Source organism: Dyella sp. SG562 (assembly GCF_011759495.1).
Taxonomy (GTDB): Bacteria; Pseudomonadota; Gammaproteobacteria; order Xanthomonadales; family Rhodanobacteraceae; genus Dyella_D; species Dyella_D marensis.
Genome location: NZ_JAAOYS010000027.1, coordinates 1 through 5855 on the forward strand (window position 1 = coordinate 1; position 5855 = coordinate 5855).

Annotated in this window: 4 protein-coding genes and 1 pseudogene; all 5 read right to left on the reverse strand. The window is 66.3% G+C overall.

The genetic code is table 11. The features are described from left to right. Window positions 1–2738: pseudogene (locus tag FHW84_RS22950) on the reverse strand (hypothetical protein); the annotation flags it as partial. 47 nt (window positions 2739–2785) lie between these two features. Next, window positions 2786–3451, reverse strand: coding sequence for a PilX N-terminal domain-containing pilus assembly protein (locus FHW84_RS22955; protein ID WP_167258822.1), 666 nt, complete (start codon window positions 3449–3451; stop codon window positions 2786–2788). A gap of 37 nt (window positions 3452–3488) precedes the next feature. Further along, entirely contained in the window at window positions 3489–4868 is a 1380-nt protein-coding gene (locus FHW84_RS23505; RefSeq protein WP_167258824.1) for a PilW family protein, read from the reverse strand. After that, complete coding sequence (pilV, locus tag FHW84_RS22965; protein WP_167258825.1) at window positions 4865–5458, reverse strand: type IV pilus modification protein PilV; 594 nt, start codon at window positions 5456–5458, stop codon at window positions 4865–4867. Before pilV ends, FHW84_RS23505 begins: the two co-directional genes overlap by 4 nt. 202 nt (window positions 5459–5660) lie before the next feature. Further along, a partial coding sequence (locus FHW84_RS22970) for a hypothetical protein (RefSeq protein ID WP_167258826.1) occupies window positions 5661–5855 on the reverse strand: 195 nt, incomplete at its 5' end.

Below are 5855 nucleotides of genomic sequence, written 5' to 3' on the forward strand. Positions count from 1 at the left end.
TACACCACCGGCTTGCGGCTGAGGTTGTTCTGCACGAACGCCTCGTAGGTGTGGCAGGTCAGCGGCGTCTGCGTCGCGCAGTTCGCCGCATCGCCGGCCACCGCCGTCTGCTCCGGCGAACCGGCCGGCCAGCTGTTGCGGTAGCCGCTCGACGGATAGCTCACGTACACCGCCTGCGAACCGATGATCGCGCCCAGCAGGTTGAGGGTGTTGCGCGGACGGAAGGTGGTGGTTTCCTTGGTGCGGTCGCCGCGCAGATAGTCCAGGCGCGTCTGGCCGGTGTCGTTCGTGGCGTCGATGCTGGCCGGCGAACCCGACAGCAGCGTCTGTCCGGCGCTGTCCAGGTTGGCGAAGGTCTTGAACGCCACGCCACCGGCGAAGCTGCCGTCGCTGCCTTCCTTGGCGGTCAGAATGTTGCGGTTGGCCACCACCGTCTTGCTGGTGTCGGCGAGGGTCTGACCCGCATCCCACACCGTCGTCGAGGTTGCGCCGTTGGTGTTCAGCGTCACCGCCTGGAACGTTCCGCTCCAATCCGCCGAGCTGTAGCCCGTATTGAAGCCCAGCGCGCCGGGCACCAGCACCGCCGAGTTCACCGCACCGGTATTGGCCGGAATGGTGCGCGCGCTGATATTGGTAAGGATCGCGCTGAGCTGGTCCACCAGGTTCTGCGGATTGCCGGCGCTGAAGTACGAGCCGCGGCTGTTGATCGCCGCATGCCAGGTATCGTCGATGCCCGGCGGCGAGTTGTTGGCGGGCTCGGTCCAGCCGGTGGCGCCGGTGGAATTGATCGAGCCTTTGCGCAGCGCGCACAGGTCGTTCGCCGTCGCCACCACGCAATCGGCATCGTTGGAGAAATTCAATTCGCCCGCGATACCCAGGGTCACCATGTACTGCACCAGGTGCGGCCAGTTGGCGGGATCGTTCTTCGGGTTGAAATACTGCTCCAGCGCGGCCGTCCCACCAGTGACGCCGGTAGTCTTGTCCGGCATGTACGGCGGCACCAGCTTGCCGTTGGCCGGGTCGTAGAGATCCGGCCGCAGGTTGGTGGCCCAATAGTTAAAGGCAATGTTGGCCAGCGACGAGGTGTACTTGTCGCCCTGCACATCCCAGAACACGCGGGACTGGGCGGACGCGGTGGAATAGCTCGTGCCGTCCGGCAAGGTCTGCGAGGTCTGGCTGTCCGTGAAAGGCGTGGGCAACCCCGGATCGTTTTCGTTCCAGTAGCCGTCCGTCACCACCATGTGGAAGTTCTGGCGGCAGGTCAGCTCCAAGCCGTCCGCTCCGGATTTCGCCGGTGGGTCCCAATATGGATCGTGCAGGTCGCCCGAAGCTCCCGTGTTGTTGCTGCCGCGCTGGAAGAACTGGCCCGCGCGGATGGTTGACGCGCGCAACGGCGTCGCATTGGTTGCCGTGACTTCGAAGATCCAGTTGAAGAACGCCGAGCGATAGCAGTTCGGCGGTGTCTTCACCGTTCCGGTCTGCAGGCCGATGGTGCTCGGATCGACACTGGAGGCAACGCAGGCCGGCGAGTTGGCATCCATCAGGTTGCTGATGATGGTGCTGTCTTGCAGCTGGAAGGTGTCGCTGGTGTAGAGATTCTGCCAGGCCACGCGGAACGTGCTGCCGTAGCCGCCGGTGGAATTGGCTGCACCCAGCTTGCCGAATACACGCGAAAGTGCCGTGCGCGTCATCAGATTGCGCGTACGGTAGTAAGCGTACCAGTTGGCGAAGTTCTGCCACTCGTTGACGCTGACGCCGCCGATGGTGACGGTGCGGTTGCGCACCGCCACCGCTTCCCAGTTAGCGCTGTTGTAAAGATTGCCGATGCCGGCGCTGGTCGGATTGCCGTAGACATCGACGGCGATGGTGGGCGCGGACGACTTGTAGCGATAGTAATAAGGACCACCATTCGGATAGGCGACGCCATCCGGACCGTTCTGGGTGTAGTCCATCGGAGAATTACCGTAGCCGCACTTCCAGCGGTTGTCGGTGCCCGCGTTTTGCGTGGTGACGGTCCACTGCCAGGAGGTCTTGGTGGTCCCGCAGCTGCCATTGCTTTTCTTGTCGACGCAGACGCACGAGCCCGGGTCGGCATTCGCCGCACAGCTCGATCCGGTCTTGGTGCTGATCGACGCCCAGATGCCGGTGAGGTCGGTGGCACCGGTCGGATCCGTCGTGCCGTTGGGATTGTTGCGGTAGGTGCCGGTACCCGCCAAGGTGACCTGGTTGCGTGGGCGGTTCACCGAAATGCCATCCAGCGCCACGCGGGTCAATCCCGCATCGGCATTGGGGAACGACGTACCGTCAGCATTGATCGGCGGCTGGTACAGCACGTTCGGGTTGTAGTAAACGCCGTTCATTGCATGCGACAGGATGTTGGTCGCACTGGTGATGCGCGGATCGATCACGCCAGCGCAGCGCCACGGACCACTCCAGGTGTCATTGTCGAACGGACGGCTGTCGCCCATGTAATTGCTTGCCATCGACCCCGAATCGTCGAAGGTCACCGCGATATTCGGCGCCACGCCCTGGGTCAGGTTCGGCGGCGTGGGACTCAGCTCCACCACCGCGGCGGGCGCGGCCGTGCTGGACGTGGCCAGCATGCTGCTGGCCAGCACCGGCGCGATCTGCGCGTCGGCGGTCGGCACGAACGGTACCGGCAGGCCGCCCAGCAGGGTCAGGCCGAGCACGAGCGCGGCGATGCCGCGGCGTGTCGAGAAGAAATGGCGAATACGCATGGCTGGATGGCTCCGGCTCGAAAGCCCGTGTGCTCGGTGGTTCGCGTTTAATTGCTCTTGGCGGCGAAGGTGCTTTCCATCACCCTCACCGTGTTGGCGTCCGCGCCGGTGGCGCGCGCCGTAATGCGGTAGACGTGGCGGCTGGTGCTGCCCGCGCCGGTGCCGTTGCTGCCGGTGGCGCCGGACTCGTGCAGGCCGCCGCTGGCTCCCGGCGGCAGCTCGGTGCCCATGTCCTCGATCAGGTACACCGGATTGTTCGCCAGCGCGCCGGTCTTCTGGTTGCCGGACAGCGCGGTGAAATCCGTGCCGTTGTCGGCGCCCTTGTAGGTCGCCGTGCCGGTGGTGATCCAGCCCGTGCCGTTGCGGAACTTGGTGACGATGCCGGCGGCGCCGTACAGCGCGCTGTTGCTCGGGTCGTAGCGGTAGCAGTTGCCCGCCAGCACGCCGGAACCGCACAGCAGCGGCGCGCTGGTCAGCTTGGTCGTGCTGGTCCACAGCTTCCATTCCACGCCGCGCAGCGTGGTTTCCGCGGCCATGTCCGCCAGGCTGGTGTTGCGCAGGCCGCCGGCCATGCGCTCCTGCAGCAGCGAGCGGCCCGACGCGCTCAGTGCCAGGATGGTCAGCAGCACCAGGAAGATCAGCGCCACGATCAGCACCACGCCGCGCTGGCGTTGCGCGCGCGGCTGCCGCGGACAAGAGCGTGCGTACATCATGTATTTCCCCTTCGTGACCGCACGGCGGCGTCCCGCCTTACGGATTGAAATTGCGTACCGCCACCACCGCGGTGAATTCGCGCCGCAGCATCGGATTGACGAAACCCTGGTCGCTCGGCTTGATGCCGTGCGCCGTGGGCGCGGCCGGCGTGGTCTTGCCGTCGATGCCGTAGGTGTAGGCCAGATCGTTCGCGGTCAGCGTGTACAGCGGGATCTGGCCGTCGATCACCAGGTTGATCTCCACGCTGGACACCGCGCGCCACAGGCAGCCGACCGAGGTGATGCTGTTGACTTCGCCCGGCGGGCAGTTGATGCCGGTGGCGGCGTCCACCACGTCGGCGGTGACATAGCGCACCTTGCCGTTGACGTCCTGGATGCCGTAGCGGAAATCCATGCGCTCCACGCCGCGCACCAGCTCGTCTTCGCTGCCGCCCGGATTGGCGGTGGTGCCGTCGGACTTGAACGCGCCGCCGTTGACCCGGCGCACCAGCGCGCCGGTGGTCTGGCCGTTGCCGTTGTCCACCACCTTCACGTAGTAGGTGACGGTCTGGAAGTCGCGGTTGAAATCGAACAGCTTCGGCGCCGACAGCGGCTGCTGCGGAGCCGGCGAGCCGAAGTTGTTGCTGCTGTCGGGGGTCAGCGTGTTGCCGCTCTTGGTCACGGCGAACACCTGCGCATTGGAGCAGTCGGCCAGCATGGCCATGTCGCCGCTGGCGAAATCGCTGGCCGGCGGTTCGCCGGCCGAGGTGGCGGGGGCCAGGGTGATGCTGGTGATCACCGAACCGCTGGAAGCGGCCGTGGCGATCGACGTGCCGCCGCTGCCGATGGCCCAGCCGCGGTCGGCGTTGACGTAGCGCACGGTGATCACGTCGGTACCGATCACGCGGTTGCCCACCGCCTTGCCGGTGGCGGGAATGCTGGCGATGGAGCTGTGCGGATCGATCGGCTTGCAGGCGGTGGCGGTGCAGTCGTAGCCGCGCATGAACAGGTACGACGGCATCGAATACTGCGCGGTCGGCTGCGCCGGATAGGTATTGGTGCCGCTGGTGGCGCCGAAGGCGGTGGTCACGTCGCCGATCGCCGCGGTCAGGCCCTTGGCATACACCATCGGCGAGCGCAGGCCATCCAGATACACCTGCGATGCCGCCGCCGGCTTGGCCACGCCACCGGTATTGGTGCAGTACTGGCCGTTGGCCATGCCCAGGTCCTGCTTGAGCCGGGTCACCGCGAAGCGGCCCTCCTCCTGCAACCGCGCCAGCTGCGTCTGCGCGCGGTTGCTCGAGGAAGTGGAATTGAAAATGGCAACCACGCCGCCGGCCACGACCAGGCCCAGCACCATCGCCACCATCAGTTCGATCAGGGTCAGGCCGGCCTGGGCGGCCCGGCCGGCAACAGTCGGATGCGCTGAGTTGGTCACGGCTGGAAGGTCCACGAGAAGGTCTGCTGGGCGACACCGGTCTGCTGCTGCGGACCGGTGCCGGACTGCTGCTCGTCCCAGGCGATGCGCATGTTGCACACGCCGCCATAGGGGGGACGCATGCCCACCTGGCCCGGATCGGCCGGCACCGCGGCGGTGGCGCCCGAGGCGGGCGTGCCCATCGTCCAGCCGGCCGGCGTATAGCCCGCCGGTCCGTTGTTGCAGCTGATCACGGCGCTCACGTTCGGCAGGAAGGTGCTGAGCTGGCGGCTCCAGGCGCGCTGGTCCGCGGCGGCCAGCGCCTGCGGGGTGCAGCCGGAGCTGCAGTCGTTGTTCGAAGCCGTGCTGGCGGCTACCGGATAGCCGGTGGAGTTGTAGAAACCGCTCCACACGCCTACCGGGTTGGCGCCCATGCGGTCGGCCATGGTGCCGGCCAGGAAGGTGACCTGGGTGCGCTGGTAGGCCGAATGATTCGAACGCGTCGCCATGACCATGAGGCCGGCCAGGCCGATCAGGCCAATGCTGAAGATCAGCACGGCCATCAGCACTTCGATCAGCGAAACGCCGCGCTGACGCGACACAGCATGCATGACGGATTCTCCCCTGGAAGCGCGGCTACTCTCCTTAGGAGGGGAGAATTCCCACAAGCGGAATCCGACAAGCGGCAGGATTCGTCCGATGAGCGGTGAGGCCGATTCGGTGGGAATGCGTGGCTTCGCAATAGAAATGAGCACTGGATCGCACTAGACAGAGCCCGCCCGCCGGAGACCCCGGCAAGGCGGACGGGACCGCTCAGCGGATGATTTGCCGCCAGGAACGGCGGCGCCAGACGGCGTCGTTGATGTTCAGAACGTTATTGCTGCCGGTGAGCTTCAGGCCCGGCACCAGCACACTGCCGCCGCCCACCGTCGTCACCAGCGGCACCGTGCCGGTGGTGCGCGGGTCGTTCACCCGGCCGCCCACCACGTACTTGCCCGTGCCATTCCA